Annotated in this window: 19 protein-coding genes; 3 read left to right on the top strand and 16 right to left on the bottom strand. The window is 58.3% G+C overall.

The genetic code is table 11. The features are described 5' to 3' along the window. Positions 1 to 6 precede the first annotated feature (6 nt). The 4 genes from MEB48_RS13125 to rpsU all read right to left on the bottom strand — a co-directional run bounded on the left by MEB48_RS13125 (position 7) and on the right by rpsU (position 8,455). Complete coding sequence (locus MEB48_RS13125; RefSeq protein WP_237884645.1) at positions 7 to 3,753, bottom strand: bifunctional diguanylate cyclase/phosphodiesterase; 3,747 nt, start codon at positions 3,751 to 3,753, stop codon at positions 7 to 9. A gap of 122 nt (positions 3,754 to 3,875) precedes the next feature. Next, the gene (gene rpoD / locus MEB48_RS13120) at positions 3,876 to 5,723 is read right to left on the bottom strand and encodes an RNA polymerase sigma factor RpoD (RefSeq protein ID WP_095052662.1); all 1,848 of its coding nucleotides are present in this window, start codon (positions 5,721 to 5,723) and stop codon (positions 3,876 to 3,878) included. Between the two features lie 67 nt (positions 5,724 to 5,790). After that, positions 5,791 to 7,758 (bottom strand): DNA primase, encoded by a 1,968-nt coding sequence (gene dnaG / locus MEB48_RS13115; RefSeq protein WP_237884644.1) that lies wholly within the window; start codon positions 7,756 to 7,758, stop codon positions 5,791 to 5,793. Positions 7,759 to 8,239: 481 nt separating this feature from the next. Beyond that, positions 8,240 to 8,455, bottom strand: a complete 216-nt coding sequence (rpsU, locus tag MEB48_RS13110; RefSeq protein ID WP_002551877.1) for a 30S ribosomal protein S21 — start codon at positions 8,453 to 8,455, stop codon at positions 8,240 to 8,242. A gap of 199 nt (positions 8,456 to 8,654) precedes the next feature. Between rpsU and tsaD the strand changes: the two genes are divergently transcribed. Continuing rightward, entirely contained in the window at positions 8,655 to 9,680 is a 1,026-nt protein-coding gene (tsaD, locus tag MEB48_RS13105) for a tRNA (adenosine(37)-N6)-threonylcarbamoyltransferase complex transferase subunit TsaD (RefSeq protein WP_237884643.1), read from the top strand. A 23-nt stretch (positions 9,681 to 9,703) separates the two neighbouring features. Here the strand turns inward: tsaD and plsY are convergent, their stop codons facing one another. Next, the gene (plsY, locus tag MEB48_RS13100) at positions 9,704 to 10,273 is read right to left on the bottom strand and encodes a glycerol-3-phosphate 1-O-acyltransferase PlsY (protein ID WP_237884642.1); all 570 of its coding nucleotides are present in this window, start codon (positions 10,271 to 10,273) and stop codon (positions 9,704 to 9,706) included. A 74-nt stretch (positions 10,274 to 10,347) separates the two neighbouring features. Between plsY and folB the strand changes: the two genes are divergently transcribed. Beyond that, positions 10,348 to 10,704, top strand: coding sequence for a dihydroneopterin aldolase (gene folB / locus MEB48_RS13095; RefSeq protein WP_237884641.1), 357 nt, complete (start codon positions 10,348 to 10,350; stop codon positions 10,702 to 10,704). Further along, complete coding sequence (gene folK / locus MEB48_RS13090) at positions 10,695 to 11,213, top strand: 2-amino-4-hydroxy-6-hydroxymethyldihydropteridine diphosphokinase (RefSeq protein WP_237884640.1); 519 nt, start codon at positions 10,695 to 10,697, stop codon at positions 11,211 to 11,213. Before folB ends, folK begins: the two co-directional genes overlap by 10 nt. 101 nt (positions 11,214 to 11,314) lie before the next feature. Here folK and MEB48_RS13085 read toward each other — a convergent pair whose 3' ends face one another. The 11 genes from MEB48_RS13085 to MEB48_RS13035 form a co-directional block, all read right to left on the bottom strand. Next, a complete protein-coding gene (locus MEB48_RS13085) occupies positions 11,315 to 12,544 on the bottom strand; it encodes a multifunctional CCA addition/repair protein (protein ID WP_237884639.1) in 1,230 nt (409 codons plus the stop codon). A gap of 64 nt (positions 12,545 to 12,608) precedes the next feature. After that, entirely contained in the window at positions 12,609 to 14,171 is a 1,563-nt protein-coding gene (locus tag MEB48_RS13080) for a SpoVR family protein (protein ID WP_237884638.1), read from the bottom strand. Further along, complete coding sequence (locus MEB48_RS13075) at positions 14,168 to 15,439, bottom strand: YeaH/YhbH family protein (RefSeq protein ID WP_038981246.1); 1,272 nt, start codon at positions 15,437 to 15,439, stop codon at positions 14,168 to 14,170. The genes MEB48_RS13080 and MEB48_RS13075 overlap by 4 nt, the downstream gene beginning before the upstream one ends. A 204-nt stretch (positions 15,440 to 15,643) precedes the next feature. After that, complete coding sequence (locus tag MEB48_RS13070; RefSeq protein WP_237884637.1) at positions 15,644 to 17,566, bottom strand: PrkA family serine protein kinase; 1,923 nt, start codon at positions 17,564 to 17,566, stop codon at positions 15,644 to 15,646. A gap of 297 nt (positions 17,567 to 17,863) precedes the next feature. Beyond that, positions 17,864 to 18,193, bottom strand: coding sequence for a thiosulfate sulfurtransferase GlpE (glpE, locus tag MEB48_RS13065; RefSeq protein ID WP_030130002.1), 330 nt, complete (start codon positions 18,191 to 18,193; stop codon positions 17,864 to 17,866). Positions 18,194 to 18,226: 33 nt separating this feature from the next. Next, on the bottom strand, positions 18,227 to 19,108 hold the full coding sequence (locus tag MEB48_RS13060) for a symmetrical bis(5'-nucleosyl)-tetraphosphatase (RefSeq protein ID WP_237884636.1): 882 nt from the start codon (positions 19,106 to 19,108) through the stop codon (positions 18,227 to 18,229). Further along, positions 19,108 to 19,488, bottom strand: a complete 381-nt coding sequence (gene apaG / locus MEB48_RS13055) for a Co2+/Mg2+ efflux protein ApaG (protein ID WP_237884635.1) — start codon at positions 19,486 to 19,488, stop codon at positions 19,108 to 19,110. The genes MEB48_RS13060 and apaG overlap by 1 nt, the downstream gene beginning before the upstream one ends. A 115-nt stretch (positions 19,489 to 19,603) precedes the next feature. Then, complete coding sequence (gene rsmA, locus MEB48_RS13050) at positions 19,604 to 20,422, bottom strand: 16S rRNA (adenine(1518)-N(6)/adenine(1519)-N(6))-dimethyltransferase RsmA (protein ID WP_237884634.1); 819 nt, start codon at positions 20,420 to 20,422, stop codon at positions 19,604 to 19,606. After that, the gene (pdxA, locus tag MEB48_RS13045) at positions 20,419 to 21,408 is read right to left on the bottom strand and encodes a 4-hydroxythreonine-4-phosphate dehydrogenase PdxA (protein ID WP_237884633.1); all 990 of its coding nucleotides are present in this window, start codon (positions 21,406 to 21,408) and stop codon (positions 20,419 to 20,421) included. Before pdxA ends, rsmA begins: the two co-directional genes overlap by 4 nt. Beyond that, complete coding sequence (surA, locus tag MEB48_RS13040; protein WP_237884632.1) at positions 21,405 to 22,721, bottom strand: peptidylprolyl isomerase SurA; 1,317 nt, start codon at positions 22,719 to 22,721, stop codon at positions 21,405 to 21,407. Before surA ends, pdxA begins: the two co-directional genes overlap by 4 nt. Continuing rightward, complete coding sequence (locus tag MEB48_RS13035) at positions 22,702 to 25,500, bottom strand: LPS-assembly protein LptD (protein ID WP_237884631.1); 2,799 nt, start codon at positions 25,498 to 25,500, stop codon at positions 22,702 to 22,704. The genes surA and MEB48_RS13035 overlap by 20 nt, the downstream gene beginning before the upstream one ends. Positions 25,501 to 25,550 lie beyond the last annotated feature (50 nt).

The raw sequence follows: 25,550 nt of genomic DNA, 5'->3' as shown, positions 1-25,550 counted from the left end.
CGCGGATTATAGCGATGGTTTCTCGGCTGTGCTATCCGAAAAATCCAATATGGTTGTATGAAGAAACGTCGCAGCGAATTCGTCTGGTGGCAATGGCGGGCTGACGATGTACCCCTGGATCTGTTCACAGCCCTCCGCAGTCAGGAATTGCTGCTGCGCCAGGGTCTCGACGCCCTCGGCGATGACGGTGAATTGCATGCTGCGGCCCAGTGCAATGATTGCACGAACAATCGCCGCGTCGTGTGGGTCGTCCGGCAGGCCGCGGACGAAGGATTGGTCGATCTTGAGGATGTCCAGCGGCAGGCGTTTGAGGTAGCTCAGGGACGAATAGCCGGTGCCGAAATCGTCGATCGCCAGTTGCACACCCAGGCGTTTGAGTTGATGGAGCACCGCCAGCGCTTCTTCGGCCTGACTCATGATGAAGTTTTCGGTGATCTCCAGTTGCAGGAGATCGGGTTTGAGGTGGTTGTCCTTGAGCAATTGCTCGATCCGGCCTAGCAGGTTCGGTTGGCGCAGTTGCGCACCCGCAAGATTGACAGAGAGTGGGCCCAGGCACTCATAGACCTGACTCCACTCGTACATCTGTCGGCAGGCGGTCTCAAGTACCCAGTCGCCGATTTGCAGGATCATGCCGTTTTCTTCGGCCAGGGGAATGAAGTGCTCGGGAGGTACATCGCCGAAGGTGGGGTGATGCCAGCGAATCAGCGCTTCGGCGCCGACCACTCGATGATCGTCCAGGCTGATTTTGGGCTGGTAGTACAAAAACAGCTCATTGCGCTCGATGGCACGCCGCAGTTCATGTTCCAGCGCCACGCGCTCGCTGGCTTGGGCGGTGAGATCGCGGGTGTAGCTTTCAACCCGGTTACGGCCCTTGGCCTTGGAGCGATACATCGCGGCGTCGGCGTTCTTGACCAGCGTGGCGACGTCGCAGCCGTCTTTGGGGTACAGGCTGGTGCCAATGCTGGCGCTGATGAAAAACTCGTGCTCACCAGCCTGGAAAGGGGCGGCGAAGCAATTGAGCAGTTTGGTGGCAATGTTGTCGGCATCGCTGGACTGTTGCAGGCCGGGGAGCAGGATGATGAATTCGTCGCCACCCAATCGCGCCACGGTATCGATATCGCGCAGTTGCTCCTTGAGGCGCACGGCGATGCCTTTGAGCAGCAGGTCGCCGACCGGGTGACCGAGGCTGTCGTTAATGTGTTTGAAGCGGTCCAGATCGAGGAACAGCACCGCGCCCTGGCCGCCGTTTTCCTGCTGACTATTCAGCGCAGTCAGTAGCCGACTCTCGAACAGTGTGCGGTTTGGCAGACCGGTCAGCGGGTCGTGGTGCGCCTGGTAGTCGAGTTTGGCTTGAGCGTGTTTGAGGCTGGAAATGTCTGCGAACACCGCAACAAAGTGGGTGATGAAGTTGTCCCGGTTTCGCACCGCGCTGATGGTCAGCCAGCTCGGGTAGAGCTCGCCATTCTTGCGCCGGTTGGAAATCTCGCCTTGCCAATGACCGTCTGCGGTCAATTGATGCCACATCGCCGCATAAAATGCGCTGTCGTGCAGACCCGAGGCGAGCAGGCGAGGGGTGTGGCCCAATGCTTCAGTCTCGCTGTAGCCAGTGATTTCGGTGAATGCACGATTGACTGCACTGATGTGCTGTTGGGTGTCGGTGATCAATACACCCTCGGCGGTGCTCTCGAACACCGTGGCGGCCTGTTGCAGTTTCTCCTGCATCAGGTGCCGCTCGGTAATGTCCCGGGCGATGGTCAGCATGCAGTCCTCATCGCCGATGGGCAACGGCCGGCTTGAAACCTCACAAAGCCGGATTTGCCCGTCTTTGCGGCGGATGTGACAACCGAAGTCACGGACGAAACCATCCCGGTGCAATAGCTCGAGCATCTGCTTGCGTTCGTTGAGGTTGACCCAGATCCCCAGATCCAGGGCCGACCGATCCACGGACATTGCGCTGTTGAAACCGGTAATACGGCTGAAACCTTCGTTGACTTCCAACAACAAACCGTCGCTCTGCCGGGACAACAGCAAGCCGTCGGGGGAAGCATGAAAGGCCTTGGCGAATTTCTCTTCGGAGGTTTGCAGTTGTTGCTGGGTTTCCTTGAGCTGACTGATATCCCGCACGACGACCACCAGGGCCGGGGTCGTATCGAGATCGAAAGGCTCGGCGGAAATCAGGCCGGTAAACACCTGGCCATTGCTGCGGCGAAAGGGCATCTCCAAATTGCGGATGCTGCCGGCCTGCAAGCGCTGCAACAAACCCGGCCCCACGCCGGGTACGCCCCAGATATTCAGATCGGTGGCGGTCTGACCTATGACGTCTTCGGCCTTGAGGCCGATCTGTTCCTCGAACGCTTCGTTGACCTCCAGCAGACAGCCGTCGGATAGCCGCGCGATTACCAGAATATCCGGGCATTGCTGGAACACCGAAGCGAACTTCTGTTCCGACAGGCGCAGCGCCTCTTCGGTACGCTTGGCTTCGCTGATGTCGATCATCAGCCCGCGCAGTACCGGTTCATGGGCGTGCTCGATCAGGCTGACGATATCGCGAACCCAAAGGCAGCGGCCGTCAGCGGTGATAACCCGGTAATCGACGCTGTGATCGCGCCCGGCCGCTACTTCACGGTCGCAGAAGGTCTGGGCCCGGATCAGGTCCGCGGGGTGGATGATGTTGCGCCAGAAGCCCGGAATTAGCCAATGAGACAGGGGATAACCAAGCAGATCTTGAGCATGAGGTGACACATAACTGTAGGTGTAATCGCTGATCTGGGCTTCCCAGGCGATCGCCGAAAGACTCTCTACCAGCCCGCGGTAATGATACTCGCTGCTGCGCAGCTCCTGTTCCAGAGCGACCCGGCGCGCAATTTCCGAACTGAGCCGGCGGTTGATCCGGATCACCACTGCCAGCACGATCACCAGAAACAGTAATCCTGGCAGGCCGTACATCAGCACGTCGAGCCAGAAGGTTCGATGGTCCAGGACGTTACCGACCCAATGTTCCTGAATGGCACTGATTTCACTCGGGGTCATGTCTGCCAGGACTTTGTCCAGGATGCTGACCAGCAGCTTGCTGTTCGGGGGCACGGCCATCGCCAATTGATAGCGATAGGGTGTTTCACCGCTGACATAGAGCCCGTCGAGCTTGAGCTGGCGCAGGCTCCAGACACTGGAGGCGAGATCGCCCACTACGGCATCCACTGCGTCAGTGGCGAGCGCTTGCAGGGCCGAGCTGACATTGGGCATCGCCACCAGATTCAGGTCGGGATGGTGGGTGCGCAAGAGTTCATGGGGGGCATAGTTTTCCACCACGGCGATCTTAAGCCCGTACAGGTCTTCGAGTTTGCGCGGTTGGGGGCCCCCGACATGAGCCAGAATAACGATCGGAAAGTCGAGATAAGGCCGGGTGAACGACAGATACGTCTGACGCTCTGGAGTCGACATGATGCCCGGCAAGATGTCTAGCTTGCCTTGTTTGGCCTGCTGCAAGACTTCAGTCCAGCTGACTGGCTCGATGGGCGTGAGTTTGATGGCCAGCCGTTGACGGATGACGTTGATGTAGTCTGCTGCCAGGCCCTGATAACGCCCATGCTCGTCGCGAAATTCAAACGGCGGCCAGGACGCGTCCACGCCCAGGCGCAATTCCGGGTGAGCCGTCAGCCAGCTACGTTCTTCGTCGGTAAGAGTCAACGCGCCAGCCGTTGCGGTCCAGGTCATCAGCGACAGCAAAAAAAGCACGGTCGGCCATCTGGGCATAACGGTCTCGTTACGGCTTGGGGGAATGTTTCGAGTGTAGACGGGCTATTCGGAGGGGGGGTCGTGCGGGGCATTTAATCTGCATAAAGCAAAACCCCCGGCCTGGGCCGGGGGTTCTGTGATCACTCGTCGAGGAAGGAGCGCAAATGCTCGCTTCTCGTCGGGTGGCGCAGCTTGCGCAGCGCCTTGGCTTCGATCTGACGAATCCGTTCACGGGTCACGTCGAACTGCTTACCAACCTCCTCGAGGGTGTGGTCGGTATTCATGTCGATACCGAAGCGCATGCGCAGAACCTTGGCTTCACGGGCAGTGAGGCCGGACAGGACTTCGCGAGTCGCTTCTTTAAGGCTCTCAACAGTGGCGACATCGATTGGCGACTGCATGGTCGAGTCTTCGATGAAGTCACCCAGATGGGAGTCTTCGTCATCACCGATCGGGGTTTCCATGGAGATCGGCTCTTTAGCGATCTTCAATACCTTGCGGATCTTGTCCTCAGGCATTTCCATGCGTTCGCCCAGCTCTTCCGGGGTCGGTTCGCGACCCATTTCCTGCAACATCTGCCGGGAAATACGGTTGAGTTTGTTGATCGTCTCGATCATGTGCACCGGAATACGGATGGTGCGGGCCTGGTCGGCGATCGAGCGAGTGATCGCCTGACGGATCCACCAGGTGGCATAAGTCGAGAATTTGTAGCCGCGGCGGTATTCGAACTTGTCTACCGCTTTCATCAGGCCGATGTTGCCTTCCTGGATCAGGTCGAGGAACTGCAGGCCACGGTTGGTGTACTTCTTGGCGATGGAGATCACCAGACGCAAGTTCGCTTCGACCATCTCTTTCTTCGCGCGGCGGGCCTTGGCCTCACCGATCGACATGCGACGGTTGATGTCCTTGATCTCGGCGATCGTCAAACCGGTTTCGGTTTCCAGCGCAGTCAGCTTCTGCTGGCAACGAATGATGTCCGGTTGCAGGCGACCAATGGCTTCAGCGTATTTGCTTTTGCCTTTGGCCAGTGCATCGCTCCAGCTTTCGTCGACTTCGTTGCCCGGGAACTGGCGCAGGAAGTCGGCACGCGGCATGCGGGCATCACGAACGCACAATTGCATGATCGCGCGCTCTTGCTGACGCAGACGATCCAGGGCACTGCGAACACGCTCGACCAGGCCTTCGAATTGCTTCGGCACCAGTTTGATCGGCATGAACAGCTCAGCCAGGGCGATCAGCTCGGCGATTGCCAGCTTATTGCCACGACCGTGCTTTTTCAGGGCCTTGCGGGTGATTTCCATCTGATCGGCGACAGCGCCAAAACGCTGTGCGGCGATGACCGGATCCGGACCGCTTTCGGCTTCTTCTTCGTCATCACTTGCTTCGGCGTCATCGTCGTCGGTGTCGTCGGCAGCTGGAGCGGCTTTCGGGTCGACAGGCGGTGGCACTTCGGCTGCAGGCGGCGCAATGCCGTCGTCCGGGTCGATATAACCGCTCAGGACGTCGGACAGGCGGCCACCTTCGGTGGTGACGCGAGTGTATTCGGAGAGAATATGGTCAACCGTGCCAGGGAAGTGCGCAATTGCGCCCATCACTTCGCGGATGCCCTCTTCAATACGTTTGGCGATTTCGATTTCGCCTTCACGCGTGAGGAGCTCTACCGTACCCATTTCACGCATGTACATGCGCACTGGGTCGGTGGTGCGACCAATGTCGGTCTCGACCGCTGCCAACGCTGCTGCTGCCTCTTCGGCCGCGGCTTCGTCGGTATCGGCGTCGGCCAGCATAAGGGAATCCTTATCTGGCGCAACCTCGAATACGTTGATCCCCATGTCATTGATCATGCGGATGATGTCTTCCACCTGTTCCGGATCTGAAATATCCTCCGGCAGGTGGTCGTTGACCTCCGCGTAAGTCAGGTAGCCCTGCTCACGACCAAGTGTGATCAACTCTTTGATACGAGACTGCTGTTGCGCTTTTCCGGACATAACACCCTATCCACTGAAGGTCTTGGCGGGCAAAAAACAAGCCGAGGATTATACCTGAGCTATGACCTCACGCGCCAGTTGAGGTCGGGCTTGATGCGGAAACATTGCGACTTAAAAGGTCGCGCAGTTGATTTTTCTCTTCGGTGCTCAATTCACTTTGACGTGCTTTTCGAAGAAGTTGTTCCAGGTTTCGCTCGCGTTGGCGGGCTGACAAGCTAGTAATGGTGTCGAAAAACTGTTGTTCAAGGTTATCTCCATCAATCAGCCATTCCTTTTCTGCCAGCGCTTTGAGCAGTCGGCCTTGTTCGGTGCCGTGCCAGCGCGCAATCAGTTGAAATGAGTTTAGCTTGGGATTCTTCTGTACGGCTTCGAGCAGGGCGACCAATAGTTGCGTGTTGGTATGGTCCTCGGCAGCGAAGTGCCCGGCGTCCTCGACTTTCTCAGCCAGTTGCGGGTGATGCAGTAGCGTGCGCAAGGCTGCCAGAGTAGGCGGCTCTACAGCGGCCGGTACCCGTGGCGCGCGCGGTTGATCGCGATCGCCGCCACGCTTGCCGTTCTTGTCCCACGGTTTCTTGTCCCATTTCTTGCCGCCTGCGCCAGGCTTTTTCGGCGTCCACTCCTGCTGCGGCACGTACATCTCTTGTGCCTGCGGCTGATGGTAGTCGCTGTAATCGGGCATGGCGTCGTAATCGATGCCCGGATCGTAAGTCGGTGGCGCTTCCTGAGGTGCGCTTTGCACCAGTTGGCTCACGGCTTCACCGCTAAGCCCGGTAATTTCGCTCAGGCGCTGGCGCATCAAGATGCGCAGGTTGGCGCCCGGGACTTTGTCGATCAACGGTGCGGCGAGGGTGGCCATGTGGGCCTTGCCTTCGAGGGAGCGCGGGTCCGATTCCTCGGTCAACTGTTGAAAAAAGTAATCGGCCAATGGCTGGGCGTGCTGATTGATTCGCGCACGGAAGGCGTCAGTGCCCTCGGAGCGGACCAAGGTGTCCGGGTCCTCACCCTCGGGCAAGAACAGAAAGCGCGCCCGACGCCCGTCCTGCAAGCTCGGCAGGGTGGCTTCCAATGCTCGCCAGGCGGCATTTCGGCCTGCCTGATCGCCGTCGAAACAGAACAGCACGTTGGGCACGACGCGAAACAGGCGCTTCAAGTGCTCTTCGCTGGTGGCGGTGCCCAGGGTGGCGACGGCATTGCGCAGGCCTTGCTGAGCGAGGGCGATAACGTCCATATAGCCTTCGACGACGATGATTTCGTCGAGGTTGCGGTTGTTCTTGCGTGCTTCATAAAGGCCATAGAGTTCCTGGCCTTTATGGAAAACCGGGGTTTCCGGTGAGTTGAGGTATTTCGGCTTATCGTCGCCGAGGACCCGGCCACCGAAGGCGATGATGCGCCCGCGACTGTCGCGGATGGGGAACATCACGCGATCGCGGAAGCGGTCATAGCGCTTGCCGGTTTCGGCGTTCTCGATCAGCAGGCCGGCATCGATCATGGCTTTTTGCTGCAAGGTGTCGCTGCTCAGGTGCTTGAACAGGTTGTCCCAGCCGGGCGGGGCAAACCCGAGCCCGAAGTCCCGGGCGATTTCTCCCGTTAGTCCACGACCCTTCAAGTAATCCACGGCGGCTTTGCGCGACGGATGGCTTTTGAGGGCCTGACGATAAAAATCGGCGGCGGCGGTGAGCAGCGGATACAGCGGCGAATCGGTGGGTTGCCGCGGTTTGTGCGGTCGGCCACTTTCTTCGCGGGGAATTTCCATGCCGGCGGCTTTGGCCAGTTCTTCGACAGCCTGGACGAAATCCAGGTTGTCATGGTCCATCATGAAGCCGAGGGCGTTACCGCCAGCGCCGCAGCCGAAGCAGTAATAGAACTGTTTGTCGGGGCTGACGCTAAAGGAAGGGGTTTTCTCTTTGTGAAACGGACAGCAGGCCGTGTAGTTCTTGCCGGCTTTTTTCATTTGCAGGCGCGAGCTGACCACGTCGACGATGTCGGTGCGGTTCAGAAGGTCGTCAATGAAGCTCTGGGGAATTAGCCCGGCCATGGCGTTCTCGTCATCTGCGCTGAAATGGACCCAAAACGAAGGGCGGCCGAATGCGGGTCGTTGTTTGAGGCGCGCAGGGTATGCGGCTCGACCGGTGTCGTCTGCGTATCGCTGTCGGGAAGTGTATCTGCCGAAAATCCACTGACATGAGTACCAATCAGTATTCGACTATTTGAAAGTGTTTCGCTGAATCCGGCAACAGCCAGTCATTGGCCTCGGATAGCTCATAAGCGGGCACGCAAGAAGGTGCCTTGGGCTGATCGTCGTGAGAGGAATCAGTGGGTGTGCTCGTCAGTAGCCTTGAAAGGCTCGTCAGAAAAGACGTGCACCGCTGGCAAAAGAGCCAGGTCTGACGCGATGAAGCAGATTTGTCTCGGTCGCGTCTGCGGCTTTGACGGTGAAGCATCAAGCGTTTTACGCAAATGCCATAAGCCCGGCTGAGGGCCGGGCTTGGCAGAAGCTTGCTACGATCGTCTGTGTATTAGTACAGACGAACGGCGCGGCGCTGTTCGCGCTGAACTTTCTTGGCGTGACGCTTAACAGCGGCTGCTGCTTTGCGCTTACGCTCAGAAGTTGGCTTCTCGTAAAATTCGCGGCTACGAACTTCAGCCAGTACACCGGCTTTTTCGCAGGAGCGCTTGAAACGACGCAGAGCTACGTCGAAGGGTTCGTTCTCTTTTACTTTGACGGCTGGCATCCAGAGCTACCTTCATTCATTACCGGGGTCAACATCCTCGCGGCAAAAGAGCACTTGAAGACGTCGGTTTTTAAGGGTTGCGGATGTTAACCCCTCATCGCTCGGAATGCAAAGCCTCTGATCGAAAACCGCTGGTCGGGGCATCACGCGACGACTATTATGCGCGCCTTCGAATTCAGCCTCTACAAGGCGCAAACCCATGCTAGTACTGGGATTAGAAACCTCTTGCGACGAAACCGGTGTCGCACTTTACGACAGTGAACGCGGGCTGTTGGCCGACGCGCTGTTCAGTCAGATCGATCTGCATCGTGCCTATGGCGGCGTGGTGCCGGAGCTGGCTTCGCGCGATCACGTCAAGCGCATGCTGCCCTTGATTCGTCAGGTCCTGGCCGAGGCCGATTGTGTGCCGACCGAGATCGACGCCATCGCTTATACCGCGGGTCCTGGCTTGGTCGGAGCCTTGCTGGTGGGGGCTTCCTGCGCCCAGGCGCTGGCCTTTGCCTGGGGCATTCCGGCCTTGGGCGTGCACCACATGGAAGGTCACTTGCTGGCGCCGATGCTGGAGTCGCAACCTCCGGAGTTCCCGTTCGTCGCTTTGTTGGTGTCAGGCGGTCATACGCAGCTGGTTCAGGTCGACGGAATCGGTCAATACACGCTTTTGGGCGAGACCCTCGACGATGCTGCCGGCGAAGCGTTCGACAAGACTGCGAAAATGATGGGCCTGAATTATCCGGGCGGCCCGGAGATCGCTCGTCTGGCGGAGCAGGGCGTTGCAGGACGTTTCACTTTTCCGCGTCCGATGTGTGATCGCCCAGGCTTGGCTTTCAGTTTCAGCGGCCTGAAAACCTTTGCTCTGAACACTTGGCAGCAGAGCGTCAGCGCCGGGGACGACAGCGAGCAAGCCCGTTGCGACATCTCGCTGGCGTTCCAGCAGGCCGTGGTGGAGACTTTGACCATCAAGTGCAAGCGCGCCCTTAAACAGGCGGGGCTCAAGCGTCTGGTGATCGCAGGGGGCGTCAGTGCCAATAAAGCGCTGCGGGCTTCTCTGGAGAAAATGCTCGGCGACATGAAGGGCGATGTATTTTATGCCCGTCCAGAGTTCTGCACCGATAATGGCGCGATGATTGCTTTTGCCGGCTGCCAGCGCTTGCAGGCCGGTCAGCACGAAAGCCTGGCGATCAGCGTGCAGGCGCGCTGGCCGATGGAGCAATTGTCGGCGCTGTGATGAGCGGTGTTCACGTGCGGTATTTAAAAATGCCGTTCGCGCCCGGCAAACAGGTCGCGTAGATTGCCGCGATGACGCCAGACGATCAGGCCCGTGAGCGCGCTCATGGGCAGCAATGCCGCCGGTTCCTGCCAGGCAAGCAACGGCAGGGTCAGTGGTGTGGCAATCAGGGCGGCGAGTGAGCTGGTGCGGGTCAGGTAGAACGTCAGTAGCCAGGCGCAAATTGCCAGCAGCGCGGCGGGCGGATAGAGCCCCAGCAGCATGCCAGCCGCGGTGGCGACACCCTTGCCACCGCGAAAGCGAAAGTACAGTGGAAATAGATGGCCGATAACGGCATAGACGCCGATCCAGGCCTGTTCTTGCAGCGAAAGGCCTGCAACGCCGGCGATCAGTACGGGCAATAGCCCTTTGCAGAGGTCGCCGAGCAGGGTCAGGATGGCGAGTTTCTTGCCGGCCAGACGCAACATGTTGGTGGCACCGGCATTGCCCGAGCCACTCATTCGCGGATCGGGGTTACCGGTCAGGCGGCTGAGCAAAATGGCGAAGGACAGAGAGCCGAGCAGGTAGGCGAGGATCGCCAGTAACCAAAACATGCTAACTATTCCGGGCGAGGACGCCCTGATTCTAACGGCGCATTGCGCCCTTGTCGTGCAGTGGAGAGAAGTGCGTGGACAGAGTGTTTATCGAGGGCCTGGAAGTCGACACTGTGATTGGTGCCTACGACTGGGAACGAGGCATCCGACAATGTCTTCGACTTGATCTGAGCTTCGCCTGGGACAATCGTCCGGCTGCTGCCGGTGATGACCTGACCTTGGCGCTCGACTACGCGAGCGTTTCGTCGCGCATTCAGGCGTTTGCCGAGCAGGCGCAATTTCAGCTGGTCGAGACCTTTGCCGAGCGTCTGGCGGAGGTGCTGATGAGAGAATTCAAGATCACCTGGATGCGCCTCAAACTGACCAAGCCAGGTGCCATCCCGGCTGCCACGGGTGGTGTGGGCGTGGAGATCGAGCGCGGATGTCGCTGACTCAGGTGTACCTCGGGCTCGGTAGCAATATCGAGCGCGAATCCCATTTGCAGGCAGGCCTGGACGCCCTGGCGGGTTTCCTGGTGGATATGCGCTGCTCGGCGGTATTTGAAAGCCAGCCGGTGGGGATCAAGAGCGGGCCGTTTTTCAACTTTGTGGTTTCGGCCTTCACCGATCTGCCGTTGATGGAACTGGATCGACGGTTGAAATTCATCGAAGCGGATAACGGCCGTTACGCACCGGACCGCAAGGGCTTGCCGCTGGATATCGACGTGCTGCTGTTCGGCGACCTGGTGGGCAACTTCGATGGCTTGATCTTGCCGAGGGCAGAGATTCTGAAAAATGCCTTCGTGCTGTGGCCGTTGTCGCTGATTGCGCCGGATCGTTTGCATCTGGGCGTAGGCAAGAGCTTTGCGACTTTGTGGGACGAAGCGCAGATCGATCAGGTGTTGGCGCCGGTGGCTTTTGAGTGGCGCGGCCAGCAGTTGACCCCTTTGAATTTGCTGTGAAGCAGATGACGCCTTCGCGGGCAAGCCTCGCTCCTACAAGGTTAGCGCCGATCATGTGAATGGCACCAACCTGTAGGCGCGAGGCTTGCCCGCGAAGCTTTTCAGACTGACGCCGCCGCTTTGTAAGCCTTCAACGCCTTGAGCCGCTCGCGCTTGATCGCCTCGCCCAACTCCGGTCCCTTGAATCCCTTCTCCAGCAACGGCTGAACAGCAACACTTCGCGCAGCAGTTGCTGCGCCACGTAAATAATCCGCCTGTGGATAACTTCTCTGCTCCAGGCCTTTACGCCCCCGAGCATCCATTTCGCACGCCGCGATAAATTCCTCAAAGCGTTGAGGTCGACGATAGACGTCGAAACTCTGCAGCAACTCAAGCAAGGTCGATGCTTTCAGCTCCAGAGCACGATGGCCATGGGTGTGATACTTGCCCACCAGCAGCGCCAGTTCCTGACAGTCCTTCGGTGCCTTGAAACGCTCGTTGACCGCTTTGATCAGCTTCAGACCGTTGTGCTCGTGGGCGATATGGCGGGGCCATTCTTCCTCGGGCGTCAAGCCTTTGCCCAGGTCATGCAGCAAGCAGGCCCAGCGCACGGTCAGCGGTTGTTTGTGCAGCGCCGCTTGCTCCAGCACGCTCAGGGTATGCACGCCAGTGTCGATTTCCGGGTGATGGGCTTCGGGTTGCGGTACGCCGAACAGTGCGTCGACTTCCGGCATCAGTACCTTGAGAGCACCGCACTCGCGCAGCACCGCGATGAACACCTGGGGTTGGTCTTCCATTAGCGCGCGGGCGATTTCTTTCCAGCTGCGTTCGGGAGTCAATGCCTCCAGTTCACCTGATTCGCTGAGTTGACGCATCAGCTCCAATGTCTCGGGGGCGACGGTGAAACCCAGTTCCGCGTAACGCGCGGCGAAGCGGGCAACACGCAAAACACGGAGAGGATCTTCGGCGAACGCGGGAGAAACGTGACGAAGCAGGCGCGCCTCGAGATCCCATTGGCCGTGGTAAGGATCGATCAGGTTCTGCTGATCGTCTTCGGCCATGGCGTTGATCGTCAGGTCGCGACGAATCAGATCTTCTTCGAGCGTGACGTCGGGGCTGGCGTGAAAGATGAAGCCGCCGTAGCCGCGCCCGTTTTTGCGTTCGGTGCGAGCGAGGGCGTATTCCTCACCGGTTTTTGGGTGAAGAAATACCGGGAAGTCCGCGCCCACCGGACGAAAACCCTTGGCGAGCATTTCTTCGGTGGTGGCGCCCACAACGACCCAGTCGATATCGGTAACAGGTTTGCCCAGCAGGCGATCGCGGACCGCTCCACCGACTTTATAAATCTGCATAAAAAACCTCCGTTAGCCCGACAGAATAACCTTTGCGTCGAACTTCCGGAGGCAGAAAAAAGGGTCAGAGGTGAATGACTGCCAAGTCCAGCCGACCATAATCCCCCTCGCCATGTTCGCTTCGGGGCGGAACATGATGGGTTTTCATTACCTGATCTCCTTGCAGGGTTTCCAGGTGAATGTCGAAGCCCCAGAGGCGGTGCAGGTGCTTGAGCACTTCGTCGGTGGAATCGCCCAGCGGTTTGCGGTCGTGTTGCTGGTGACGCAAGGTCAGGGAGCGGTCGCCACGTCGGTCAATGCTGTAGATCTGTATGTTGGGTTCGCGATTGCCCAGGTTGTATTGCGCCGCCAGGGTTTCACGAATGGTTCGATAACCTTCTTCGTCATGTATCGCCGGAACCAGCAGATCGTCCTTCTGATCGTCGTCGAGGATGCTGAACAGCTTGAGGTCGCGTATCACCTTGGGTGACAGGTACTGCAGGATGAAACTCTCGTCCTTGAAGCTGCTCATGGCGAATTTGATGCTGGACAGCCAGTCGGTGCCGGCGATTTCCGGGAACCAGCGGTAGTCCTCTTCGGTGGGCTGTTCGCATATCCGGCGAATATCGCGATACATGGCAAAACCCAGGGTGTAGGGGTTGATGCCGTTGTAGTAGGGACTGTCGAAGCCGGGTTGAAAGACCACACTGGTATGGGAAGTCAGGAACTCCATCATGAAGCCGTCGGTGACCAGGCCTTCGTCATACAAATCGTTCATCAAGGTGTAGTGCCAGAACGTGGCCCAGCCTTCGTTCATCACCTGGGTCTGGCGTTGTGGATAAAAATACTGGGCGATCTTACGCACGATTCGCACGATTTCGCGCTGCCAGGGCTCCAGCAACGGGGCGTGTTTTTCAATGAAGTACAGGATATTTTCCTGAGGTTCGGCGGGGAAGCGCGCGTTGTCCTTGTCGCTGTACTTATCCGCGCCTTTTGGAATGGTCCGCCACAGATCATTGATCTGCTTTTGCAAATGCTCTTCCCGATCCTTCTGCCGACGGCGTTCTTCTTCGGCGGAAATCGGATAAGGGCGTTTGTAACGGTCGACCCCGTAATTCATCAGCGCATGGCAGGAATCGAGCAAGTCCTCTACCGCGTCGATCCCGTGGCGTTCTTCGCACTGCATGATGTACTGCTTGGCGAACACCAGATAATCGATGATCGAGCTGGCATCAGTCCAGGTGCGGAACAGGTAATTGCCTTTGAAGAAGCTGTTATGGCCGTAGCAGGCATGAGCCACCACCAGCGCCTGCATGCAGATGGTGTTTTCTTCCATCAGATAGGCAATGCAGGGGTCCGAGTTGATCACAATCTCGTAGGCCAGACCCATCTGACCACGACTGTAGGATTTTTCGGTGCTGAGGAAGTGTTTGCCATAGGACCAATGGTGATAACCCAAGGGCATGCCGACAGAGGCGTAGGCATCCATCATCTGCTCGGCGGTAATCACTTCGATCTGGTTGGGATAAGTATCCAGCGCGTAGCGGGCCGCGAGACGACTGATTTCGCGGTCGTAGGCCTGGATCAGCTCGAATGTCCATTCGGAGCCGGTGGAAATGGGTTGGCGCTTCTGCTCTTTGGCGGTCATGTTACTAACCTGCGCTGGAAGAGTTCACGAAAGACCGGATAAATATCCCCGGCCGAGACCAGTTGCTGCTGGGCAAAAGTGTCAGAGAAGGCTTCGGCGATGCGTTCATACTCGAACCACAGGGCCTGATGTTCACGCGGGGTAATCTCAACATAAGTGTAGTACTGCACGAACGGCATGATCTGGTTGATCAGGATGTCGCGGCAGATCGGCGAATCGTCGTTCCAGTTGTCGCCGTCGGACGCCTGGGCGGCATAGATGTTCCATTCATTGCTCGGATAACGCTCGGCCATGATCTCCTGCATCAGTTTCAGGGCGCTGGAGACGATGGTGCCGCCGGTTTCCCGGGAATAGAAAAATTCCTCCTCATCCACTTCACGGGCGCTGGTGTGGTGGCGGATGAACACGACGTCGATTTTGTCGTAGTTCCGCTTGAGAAACAGGTACAGCAGGATGAAGAAGCGTTTGGCGATGTCCTTGGTCGCCTGGGTCATGGAGCCGGACACGTCCATCAGGCAGAACATCACTGCTTTGGAGCTGGGGTTCGGCTGCTTGATCAGCAGGTTGTACTTGAGGTCAAAGGTGTCGAGAAATGGCACTCGGTGAATGCGCGCGCTGAGTTTCTCGATTTCTGCTTCGAGTTCCTGAATGTCGCCGAAGTTGTCCGGTTCCTCCCGTTTAAGCCGCAGCAGTTCCTCTTTGACTTCGCGCAATTTCGCCCGGCTGCTGCCAGACAAGGCAATGCGCCGGGCATGGGCCGAACGCAGCGTGCGGATAATGTTGATCCGTGACGGGTTGCCCTCATTGCTGATGCCTGCGCGTACGGTCTTGAAGGTGTCGGTGCCGGTCAGGTGGCGTTTGACCAGGTTTGGCAATTCAAGATCCTCGAACATGAATTCAAGGAATTCCTCCTGGGTAATCTGGAAGACGAACTCGTCCATCCCTTCACCCGTGTTACCGGCCTTGCCGGGACCTCTGCCGCCGCCACCTCCGGGCGGACGGGCAATGTGCTCGCCGCTGGTGAATTCCTTGTTGCCCGGGTGCACGATGGTTTGCTTGCCGCCACGACCGTGGTGAAGCACTGGCTCATCGATGTCGCGGCCGGGAATACTGATCTGCTCGCCGTGTTCCATATCCGTAATGGAGCGCCGCCCGACCGCCTCTTCGACGGCCTTTTTGATGTGATCACGGTAGCGCCGCAGAAACCGCTGACGGTTTACCGTGCTCTTGTTCTTGCCATTGAGACGTCGGTCGATCACATAGCTCATGACTGCTCCTTAGAAGCTGTCCTGAAAGGGGCGAGCGTTAATGCAGCATATCAAGCCGGAGCCTGGGGGCATTCACGCTCCCTCCAAGCGCTTTGATGCTGCCTGAATCTCGCTACCGCATTTCGGACACCTCCAGAGGCCTGTGTAACAGAAAAAGCGTAAACAGGCCTCGGGCTAACGACAACCGGTCTGACCGGCAGCGGGTTACTGTGATTTTCTGACCCGCAAGTACCACTCGGACAGCAGTCGTACCTGTTTGTCGGTGTAGCCCCGCTCGACCATCCGTGTGACGAAGTCGTTGTGCTTCTGCTGGTCCTCTTTGCTGGCCTTGGCGTTGAAGCTGATGACCGGCAGTAGATCCTCGGTGTTGGAGAACATTTTCTTCTCGATAACCACCCGCAGTTTTTCGTAGCTGAGCCAGGTCGGGTTCTTGCCGTTATTGTTGGCTCGGGCGCGCAGTACGAAGTTGACGATTTCGTTGCGGAAATCCTTCGGATTGCTGATGCCCGCCGGTTTTTCAATCTTCTCCAGTTCTTCGTTCAGGGCAACGCGGTTGAGGATCTCGCCGGTTTCCGGATCGCGGTATTCCTGATCCTGAATCCAGAAGTCGGCGTACAGCACGTAGCGATCGAAGATGTTCTGGCCGTACTCGCTGTAAGACTCGAGGTAGGCAGTCTGGATCTCCTTGCCGATGAATTCGATATAACGCGGCGCCAGGTACTCTTTCAGGAAGCGCAGATAGCGTTCGCGGGTCTCTGCCTGGAATTGTTCCTGTTCGATCTGCTGTTCCAGCACATAGAGCAGATGCACCGGGTTGGCGGCGATTTCGTGCGGATCGAAGTTGAAGACCTTCGACAGAATCTTGAAGGCGAAGCGGGTCGACAGACCGTTCATGCCTTCATCGACTCCCGCTGCGTCGCGATATTCCTGGATCGACTTGGCCTTCGGATCGGTGTCCTTGAGGTTTTCGCCGTCATACACGCGCATCTTGGAGTAGATGTTGGAGTTTTCCGGCTCTTTGAGGCGCGAGAGCACGGTGAACTGAGCGAGCATTTTCAGGGTGTCGGGCGCGCAATGGGCCTTGGCCAACGAGCTGTTGAACAGGAGCTTGTCGTAGATCTTCACTTCATCGCTGACGCGCAGGCAGTACGGTACTTTGACGATATAGATCCGGTCGATGAAGGCTTCGTTGTTCTTGTTGTTACGGAAGGTGTGCCATTCCGATTCGTTGGAGTGGGCCAGCAGGATCCCGGTAAACGGAATCGCCCCCAGACCTTCGGTACTGTTGTAGTTGCCTTCCTGGGTAGCGGTCAGCAATGGGTGCAGCACCTTGATCGGTGCCTTGAACATTTCGACGAACTCCATCAGGCCCTGGTTGGCCCGGCACAGTGCCCCCGAATAGCTGTAGGCATCGGCGTCGTTCTGCGGGAACTCTTCCAGCTTGCGAATATCGACCTTGCCCACCAGTGCCGAGATGTCCTGGTTGTTTTCATCGCCCGGCTCGGTTTTCGCGACCGCAATCTGGTTGAGGATCGACGGATAGAGTTTCACCACACGGAACTGGCTGATGTCGCCGCCGAATTCGGCCAGGCGCTTGGTGGCCCATGGCGACATGATGGTATTGAGATAGCGCCGGGGAATGCCAAAGTCTTCCTCGAGGATCGCGCCATCTTCGGTGGCGTTGAACAGACCCAGAGGCGACTCGAAAACCGGTGAACCCTTGATCGCGTAGAAGGGCACTTTCTCGATCAGTTGTTTGAGTTTCTCGGCCAGGGACGATTTACCGCCACCGACAGGGCCAAGCAGGTACAGGATCTGTTTCTTTTCTTCCAGGCCCTGAGCGGCATGGCGGAAATACGACACGATCTGGTCAATGCATTCTTCCATCCCATGGAAGTCTTCAAAGGCCGGATAGCGACGGATCACCTTGTTGGAAAAGATTCGCGACAGCCTCGAGTTGGTCGAGGTGTCGAGCAGTTCCGGTTCGCCGATGGCCAGCAAAAGACGCTCAGCTGCGGAAACGTAGGCGCTGCGGTCCTTTTTGCACAGCTCCAGGTACTCTTGCAGAGTGAGTTCTTCCTGGCGCGTGGACTCGAAGCGTTGTTGGAAGTGGCTAAAGATACTCATGACGTCACCTCGCTCGATACGTGGAGCCGACGCCGGATCAGTCAGTCGATGCTGGCAAGCAACTGAATATGCAGTTGCTGTTTACCCCCCAGAACACCTTCAGGGTATCAACCCCGAAAGCTACTCCCGATGACCCGCGCGCCGGTGTACCGGCTCTCCCCTGTTTTGGATGGCCTGCGCTTAAGGATAGTTCGGAATCTTGAAGGTAAAGGCGCAATAAGTAATTAGTTGTGGCAGACCGTTCGTCAGTCAGCGCGCGAGCCCACGGGGGCCGGGCCTTGCGCGCCTTGAAAAAAATTATTCGGAAGTGCCTTGCGCCGTTTCCGAAGGATAGGTCGTACGCCACAGCTCAAAACCGCCGTCCATGCTGTAGACGTCGGAGAAGCCCTGGCTGATCAGATAAGCAGCCGCGCCCTGGCTGGAATTGCCGTGATAGCAGACCACTACCGTCGGCGCATCCAGGTCAGCGCCCTGAATGAAAGCGTGCAGGGAATGATTGTCCAGATGCTTCGAACCGGCGATGTGCAGCGCAGCAAAAGTTGCCGGATCGCGGACATCGACCACCACCGCGCCTTGTTCGCGCAGGGCTTGGGCCTGTTCTGGGGGGATACGTTTGAATTCGCTCATGGCGGGCTCCTGTGGCTCGGCTGAAAGCGCAGTCTAGCGCGGTGCGCTGGCTGACGTTTGTTCGGGAATAGAGGCGGCGCCAGCCGGCCGAGTGTGGCCATGGGCATCGCATTTACATTGCAGGCGCTCAAAGGTGTCGACGTTCATCAGGGTCATGGCGCCACCCCAGACGCAACCGGTATCGAGGGCAAACAGACCTGGCTCGTTGCACTGGCCTTCGAGTGCCGCCCAATGGCCGAAGATGATCTTCAGGCCTTTGGTCTTGCGCTCCTTGTGGGTGAACCACGGCGCATAACCCGGCGGTGCGGTGTCGATGCCTTCCTTGCCCTTGAGGTCGAGTTTGCCGTCGCTGGTGCAGAAGCGCATCCGGGTGAAATAGTTGGTGATGACTCGCAAGCGCGCTGCGCCTTTGAGGTCGTTGTCCCATTTCACCGGTTCATTGCCGTACATACCGTCGAGGTAAGGCGCGAAGCGGTTGTCGTCGTGGAGGGCTTCTTCGACTTCGGCGGCGCACTTCAAGGCTTTGCGCAGCGACCATTGTGGCGGGATGCCGGCATGGACCAGGGCGATATCGCGCTGTTCGTCGTAATGCATGAGCTTTTGCTGCCGAACCCACTCCAGCAGCTCCGCGCAATCGGGTGCTTCAAGGATCTCGCGCAGAGTGTCGGCTTTCTTCAGGCGTTCGATGTTCTGCCCGACGGCCAGCAAGTGCAGGTCATGGTTACCCAGTACGCAGATCAGCGACTCGCGGATGCTATAGAGGAAACGCAAGGTTTCCAGCGACTGTGGGCCACGATTGATCAGATCGCCCACCAGCCACAAGCGATCTTTTGCAGGGTCGAAAGCGACTTGTTTTAGCAGGCACTGCAGAGGTTCAAGGCAGCCTTGCAAATCGCCGACGGCATACGTCGTCATCAGTGCAGCGCTCCGGGTACCGCCAGACGGAACGGTGCGATGATGGCATCGAAGTGTTTACCATCCTCGGCGACCATTTCATAAGTGCCCTGCATAGTGCCGACCTTGGACGTCATCACTGTGCCACTGCTGTAAGTATGGCTTTTGCCCACGTCGATCAACGGCTGTTGGCCGACGACGCCCGCACCGCGAACCTCCTCGACATGCCCGTCACCGTCGGTGATCACCCAATGCCGTGAAAGCAGTTTGGCGGGTAGCAGGCCATTGTTTTGCACGGTGATGGTGTAGGCAAAGGCAAAGCGGTTGTGCTCGGGTTGCGATTGTTCTGCCAGATAGCGGGTGACGACGCTGACGTCGACCTGATAACGAGGATCGGACATGCAAAAGGCCTTAGAAACGAAGCGGGACGCGGGGCGTAGCTGATAGAAGTCAGTCTAGGCCAAGTATCGGGTAGTAAACCAGAGTGGCGTCCTACCCGATAGCGCTCATCGCCTGTCAGTCGTTGGCAGGCTTTTGTAGGACTTGTTCGCTGAGCTTGTCGGCCAGGCGCACGAAGGCAGCCAGATCGAGCTGCTCGGGACGCAGGCTGCCATCGACGCCAGCGGCTTCGATTTCAGCGTTGCTCAGCAACAATTTGAGAGTGTTGCGCAATGTTTTGCGACGCTGGTTGAAGGCTTCGCGCACGACGCGCTCCAGCAGTTTGTGATCTTTGGCTGGATGTGGGAGTACTGCGTGAGGCACCAGACGCACGATGGCCGAATCGACTTTCGGCGGCGGATTGAACGCGCCCGGGCCAACGTTGAACAGGTGTTCGACCCGGCAGTGATACTGAACCATGATCGACAGGCGACCCCAGTCACCGCCGCCAGGACCTGCCGCCAGGCGCTCGACCACTTCCTTTTGCAGCATGAAATGCATGTCGCGAATCAGGCTGGCGTTATGCAGCAGGTGGAAAATCAGCGGCGTAGAGATGTTGTACGGCAGGTTGCCGACTACCCGAAGACTGCCCGGTGCTGCGTTCAGACTGGTGAAGTCGAACTTCAGGGCATCACCCTGGTGCAGGTTGAAATTGCTCCTGCCGGCGAACTGCTGATTGAGGATCGGGATCAGGTCCTTGTCCAATTCCACCACGTCCAGCTGGGCGCCACTGTTGAGCAGGCCTGCGGTCAATGCACCCTGGCCCGGGCCGATTTCCAGCAGGCGGTCTTCGGGTTTGGCGTGAATGGAGCGCAGGATGCGGTCGATAACGCCGGCATCGTGCAGGAAATTCTGGCCGAAGCGCTTGCGCGCCTTGTGTTGGTAATGCTCGGTCATAAACGGGTCTCGGCCATCTGGTAGGCGGTTTCCAGGGCGACTTGCAGGCTGCCGGTGTCGATTTTGCCGCTGCCGGCCAGATCCAGGGCGGTGCCATGGTCGACTGAGGTGCGGATGATCGGCAAGCCGAGGGTCACGTTGACTGCCGCGCCGAAGCCTTTGTATTTCAGCACGGGCAGGCCCTGGTCGTGGTACATCGCCAGCACTGCATCGCAGTGCTCCAGATATTTGGGGGTAAACAGAGTGTCGGCGGGCAGGGGACCGCGAAGGTCCATGCCCTCGCCGCGCAGGCGCTCTAATGTAGGTTCGATGATGTCGATTTCTTCATGGCCCAGATGACCGCCTTCACCGGCGTGCGGGTTAAGTCCGCAAACCAGGATGCGAGGCTGGGCGATGCCGAACTTTTCTTGCAGGTCGGCGTGCAGAATCCGCGTGACCCGCTCCAGCCGCTGCGGCGTGATTGCATCGGCAATCTCGCGAAGGGGCAGGTGAGTGGTGACCAGTGCCACGCGCAAACCGCGGGTGGCGAGCATCATCACCACTTGCGCGGTATGGGTCAGGTCCGCAAGAAATTCCGTGTGCCCGGAAAAGGCGATGCCGGATTCATTGATCACGCCTTTGTGCACCGGGGCAGTGATCATGCCAGCGAAATGTCCGTCCAGGCAGCCCTGGCCAGCGCGGGTCAGGGTTTCCAGAACGAAAGCTGCATTGGCTTTGTCCAGTTGCCCGGCGGTGACCTTGGCATTAAGTGGCGTATCCCACACATACAGGCTGTTGGCCGGGGCGGGAGCATCCGGCCAGCTGTCCGGCGTTACCGGCAGCAGATCGACCACCACGCCCAGCTGCGCGGCCCGCTCGATGAGCAGGTCGCGGCTGGTAATGGCAATCAGAGGGTATGGCTGGGCTTGCGAGGCGAGCAGCAGGCACAGGTCGGGACCTATGCCGGCCGGTTCGCCGGGGGTCAACGCGAAACGCTTGGGTTTCACTGTGTTGCCTGGTCTGCACCAGGGAGCTTGATTTCTACATACGCTTCGTCACGGATCTGACGCAGCCAGGTTTGCAGCTCTTCATCGTATTTGCGGTTACGCAGTACGGTCATCGCTTGCTGTTCACGGGCCTGGGTAGTGCTGTCAGTGGCGCGACGGCCAAGGACTTCCAGAACGTGCCAGCCATATTGGGTCTGAAACGGCTTGGACAGCTGACCTTGTGGGGTCTTGGCCATCACTTCGCGGAATTCAGGCACCAGCGCATTCGGGTCGATCCAGTTCAGGTCACCGCCGTTGAGGGCCGAGCCCGGGTCTTCCGAGAAGCTTTTCGCCAGTTCGCCGAAATCTTCGCCCGCTTCGATACGGGAGTAGAGCGATTGAGCCAGGGCTTTGGTTTTTTCTTCGTCGCGGATCGGGCTTGGTTTGACCAGGATGTGACGCACATGCACTTCGTCACGCACCTGGGCTTCGCCGCCACGCTTGTCGAGGATCTTCAGGATGATGAAGCCGCCCGGTGTACGCATTGGCTGGGTCACGTCACCCACCGCCATGGTGCTCAGCAGGCGATCGAACGGAGGTGGCAGTTGAGCGGCTTTACGCCAGCCCATGTCGCCGCCTTCCAGCGCGGTTTCGCTGGCGGATTTGGCGATTGCCAACTGACCGAAGTCAGCGCCTTGCTTGAGTTGCTGGTAAACCGCGTCGGCTTGCCTGGCTGCATTCTGAATCGCGTCGGAGTTGGCGCTTTCCGGCGTAGGAATCAGGATGTTGGCCAGACGGAACTCTTCGGACAGCTGCATCTTGCCCAGGTCGGACGCCAGGAAGTTCTTCACTTCCTGCTCGGACACCTGGATGCGTTCCGCTACACGGCGCTGACGCACACGGCTGATGATCATTTCGCGGCGGATCTGGTCACGAGCGTCGTCATAAGACAGGCCATCGCGAGCCAGGGCGGCGCGGAATTGTTCGATCGACATGTTATTGCGCTGGGCAATGGTGCCGACTGCCTGGTTCAGTTCTTCATCGGTGATGCGGATGCCGGAGCGTTCGCCGATCTGCAGTTGCAGGTTCTCGACGATCAGACGCTCGAGCACTTGCTGATCCAGTACACCTGCAGGCGGTACGGCAGCACCGCGTTTGGCGATGGTTTGCTGAACTTCATGGACGCGCTGGTCCAGTTGGCTTTGCATGACCACGTCGTTGTCGACGATGGCCACCACTTTGTCGATGGACTGTACCGCGGCGTTGGCCGCGGTACCCAGGAACAGCGCGCCCAGCATCAGCGGGCGCAGACAATCAGAAAGCTTGGTCTTCACGTTCACGATAACCTTGGATGCCTTTGTCGAGGAAGCTCTCTACCTTGGCGCCAGTGAGGCCGCCGAGTCCCTTCAGAACAATTTGGAGGAAGACGCCGTGGTCGCCTTTTTCGTTTTCCGGGGCGTTCTGACTGAACTCTTCATAGTCGACCCAGTAACGGTTGATCAGGCGCAATTTCCAGCAGCAGTTGTCGTATTCGAAACCACCGAAGGCTTCCAGAGTACGGTTGCGGTTGTAGTCATACTGCCAGCGGCTGATAGCATTCCACTGCGGCACAATCGGCCAGATCACGGAGAAGTCGTGCTGCTCGATCTTGTAGTAGTCCTTCACGTAGCCGGGAGTACCCGGGGTACCGTAGTCACCGCCGCCCACCGACCATTTACCGGTGTTCTGGTCATAACGGACCTGGTCATTGCGATAGCGATAACCGGCGTTGATGACCTTGTTCGGGTTGTCTTCAGGCTGGTAGTGGAACATCGCGCTGCCCGAGCGAGGGCTGCGGCTGTCCGGGTCCCAGTTGTAGTCGGCGGTAGTGCGCCAGTCGCGGTTCCAGCGGTATTCGTATTCAAGTGCGTATGGCGAAACACTGGCTTGGGCATCGTCGCGGGTTTTTGCATCGATACCGGGCAACTGGACTTCGCGGTCCTTGAAGTACAAGGCCTGGCCGACGCTGATGCGTTGACGTTCGAAGCCGTTTTCTTCGATCCAGCGGTTGGTCACGCCGAGCGACAGCTTGTTCTCGTCACCGACGCGGTCGGAGCCGGAGAAGCGGTTGTCGCGGAATAGCGAGGCGTAGTTGAAGGTGTATTCGCTGGTGTCGAATACCGGAATGTCTTCCTGATCAGTCTCTGGGACGTAGAGATAGAACAAGCGCGGCTCGAGGGTTTGGCGATAGTTTTTGCCGAACCATTGAGTGTTGCGATCGAAGTACAGGCCGCTGTCGATGCTCGCGATTGGCACCCCACGGTTCTGGTTACGACTGTAGGTGCCGTTGAGTCGGTCCGCCTCTGCATTTTGCGCAGCAATCTGGCTCTTGCCGGTGCCATCCAGATCCAGATCGTATTGTGTGTACTGGTACTTCAAGGATGGTTTCAAGAAACCATAAGTCCAGTCCAGCGGCAGGCTGACACCCGGCTTGAGGTTCAAGCGGTTGCCGTTGGCTCGTGCCAAGCCTTGTATGTTGTTATCAAGACGCGGTTCGACCGTGCCGTCTTCGTTTACGTAGTTCCCATCGAGCAGGTCACGCTCAAACCGCACCAGCTCTGTCTCGTAATCGAAATTCAGCCCTTGCGGATGATAGGGCAGCTGACCATTGAAGGTTATCTGCGGTAAACGATCATACGGCGTGATGTTCGAAACGGTCGCCAGTTGATAAGCCTGGGCGTTCAAACGAGCGGTATAGCTGTCGCCACGATAGCTGACCGAGCCCTGCTGGTTCACGTAGTCGGAACTTTTCACGCCAATCTGGTCGGTCTGCAGATCCTGGAAGTAATACGGATCGCTGATCTTGGTGTAGTCAACTTGTGTAAAGACGCGTGAGTCGAGGCCACCCTTGTGCTGCCAGTTGTACATGTAGCGGGTTTTTTCGTATTCACTCTGCAGCTTGCGATCGTCGTTCTCGTCGTTGAGGTACGCGGCGCCGAACTGACCTTCGCTGGACTGGGTCAGGTAGCGGAATTCGCCTTCCATCAACAGGCCACGCTTGCTCATGTAGCGCGGGTACAACGTGGCATCGTAGTTCGGTGCCAGGTTGAAGTAATACGGGGTGACCAGCAGGAAGCCGGTATCGCTGCCGGTGCCGATGGTCGGCGGCAGGAAGCCGGACTGGCGACGGTCATCGATCGGGAAATAGATGTACGGCGTATACAGAACCGGAATGTCCTTGACCCGCAGTGTCACGTTGGTCGCGGTACCGAAACCGGTGGCCGGGTTCAAGGTGATGTTGTTGCCCTTGAGCTGCCAGGCATTGCTGTCCGGTTCGCACGTGGTGTACGTACCATCCTTGAGGCGGATGATCGCGTTCTCGGCACGTTTGGCGTACAGCGCGTTACCGCGGATACGCGATTTGTGCATCACGTATTCGGCGTTGTCGACCTTGGCCTCACCGGTGTCGAGCTGCACGTCGGCGTGGTCGCCCACGATCAGGGCGCCGTTGTCGCGAACACGGACGTTGCCGCTCAGTTCGCCACGGCTCTCGGCCTGATACAGGTTCGCTTCGTCGGCTTCGACCTGCATGCTGCCCTGACGCATGACCACGTCACCGGCCAGGGTAGCGACCTGCTCATCCTGCTTATAGCGAGAGGCTTTGGCTCCGAGAAAGGTCGGAGCGTCACTTTTATTCGTCTTGTCATTCATGCCAGGACGAATCGGTTCGATATAGGAACCAGAGCAATAAGGACCGGTTTCTGCCAACTGCGCTGCGGTGAGCTTCTCGCGTGGAACCCAGTCGAGGTGGCTGTAGTCTTCACTACGCGACTTCAGGCCGCGGCCCTTGGACTCGGTAACCAGCACAGGTTTGGCGCCGGTGTCTGCGCTGGAACCGGCATCTGCCGGGGCTTCACCGGTGGAGGAAACTGCGCTGCCGTCATGGACGGGACGGGGCGGCAATGCCGCAGCCGGCGCCTTTGGCGCACAGTCCCAGGCACCCGAAGCAGAGACTGAGCAGTCATACTGTTCCGCGGCGACCACGAACGACGTGGCCAGGGGTTGCAGGGCCAGCAGACTGCCGGTGACCAACAACGGAAATTTTTTACGAAACGCGGGGGATTTCAATGCCATCTTATTAGTCCGGGCTTCCTGCGTGCCATCTGCCCGCGGTGTGGGCCGCA

This window comes from Pseudomonas sp. PGPR40, assembly GCF_022014505.1.
Taxonomy (GTDB): Bacteria; Pseudomonadota; Gammaproteobacteria; order Pseudomonadales; family Pseudomonadaceae; genus Aquipseudomonas.
This window is presented reverse-complemented; position numbering and strand designations above follow the sequence as displayed.

What these genes read in the sequence shown, in the direction of transcription:
- MEB48_RS13125 (WP_237884645.1), bottom strand. Translation starts at nt 3,753, where the DNA reads ATGCCCAGATGGCCGACCGTGCTTTTTTTGCTGTCGCTGATGACCTGG.
- rpoD (WP_095052662.1), bottom strand. Translation starts at nt 5,723, where the DNA reads ATGTCCGGAAAAGCGCAACAGCAGTCTCGTATCAAAGAGTTGATCACA.
- dnaG (WP_237884644.1), bottom strand. Translation starts at nt 7,758, where the DNA reads ATGGCCGGGCTAATTCCCCAGAGCTTCATTGACGACCTTCTGAACCGC.
- rpsU (WP_002551877.1), bottom strand. Translation starts at nt 8,455, where the DNA reads ATGCCAGCCGTCAAAGTAAAAGAGAACGAACCCTTCGACGTAGCTCTG.
- tsaD (WP_237884643.1), top strand. Translation starts at nt 8,655, where the DNA reads ATGCTAGTACTGGGATTAGAAACCTCTTGCGACGAAACCGGTGTCGCA.
- plsY (WP_237884642.1), bottom strand. Translation starts at nt 10,273, where the DNA reads ATGTTTTGGTTACTGGCGATCCTCGCCTACCTGCTCGGCTCTCTGTCC.
- folK (WP_237884640.1), top strand. Translation starts at nt 10,695, where the DNA reads ATGTCGCTGACTCAGGTGTACCTCGGGCTCGGTAGCAATATCGAGCGC.
- MEB48_RS13085 (WP_237884639.1), bottom strand. Translation starts at nt 12,544, where the DNA reads ATGCAGATTTATAAAGTCGGTGGAGCGGTCCGCGATCGCCTGCTGGGC.
- MEB48_RS13080 (WP_237884638.1), bottom strand. Translation starts at nt 14,171, where the DNA reads ATGACCGCCAAAGAGCAGAAGCGCCAACCCATTTCCACCGGCTCCGAA.
- MEB48_RS13075 (WP_038981246.1), bottom strand. Translation starts at nt 15,439, where the DNA reads ATGAGCTATGTGATCGACCGACGTCTCAATGGCAAGAACAAGAGCACG.
- MEB48_RS13070 (WP_237884637.1), bottom strand. Translation starts at nt 17,566, where the DNA reads ATGAGTATCTTTAGCCACTTCCAACAACGCTTCGAGTCCACGCGCCAG.
- glpE (WP_030130002.1), bottom strand. Translation starts at nt 18,193, where the DNA reads ATGAGCGAATTCAAACGTATCCCCCCAGAACAGGCCCAAGCCCTGCGC.
- MEB48_RS13060 (WP_237884636.1), bottom strand. Translation starts at nt 19,108, where the DNA reads ATGACGACGTATGCCGTCGGCGATTTGCAAGGCTGCCTTGAACCTCTG.
- apaG (WP_237884635.1), bottom strand. Translation starts at nt 19,488, where the DNA reads ATGTCCGATCCTCGTTATCAGGTCGACGTCAGCGTCGTCACCCGCTAT.
- rsmA (WP_237884634.1), bottom strand. Translation starts at nt 20,422, where the DNA reads ATGACCGAGCATTACCAACACAAGGCGCGCAAGCGCTTCGGCCAGAAT.
- MEB48_RS13035 (WP_237884631.1), bottom strand. Translation starts at nt 25,500, where the DNA reads ATGGCATTGAAATCCCCCGCGTTTCGTAAAAAATTTCCGTTGTTGGTC.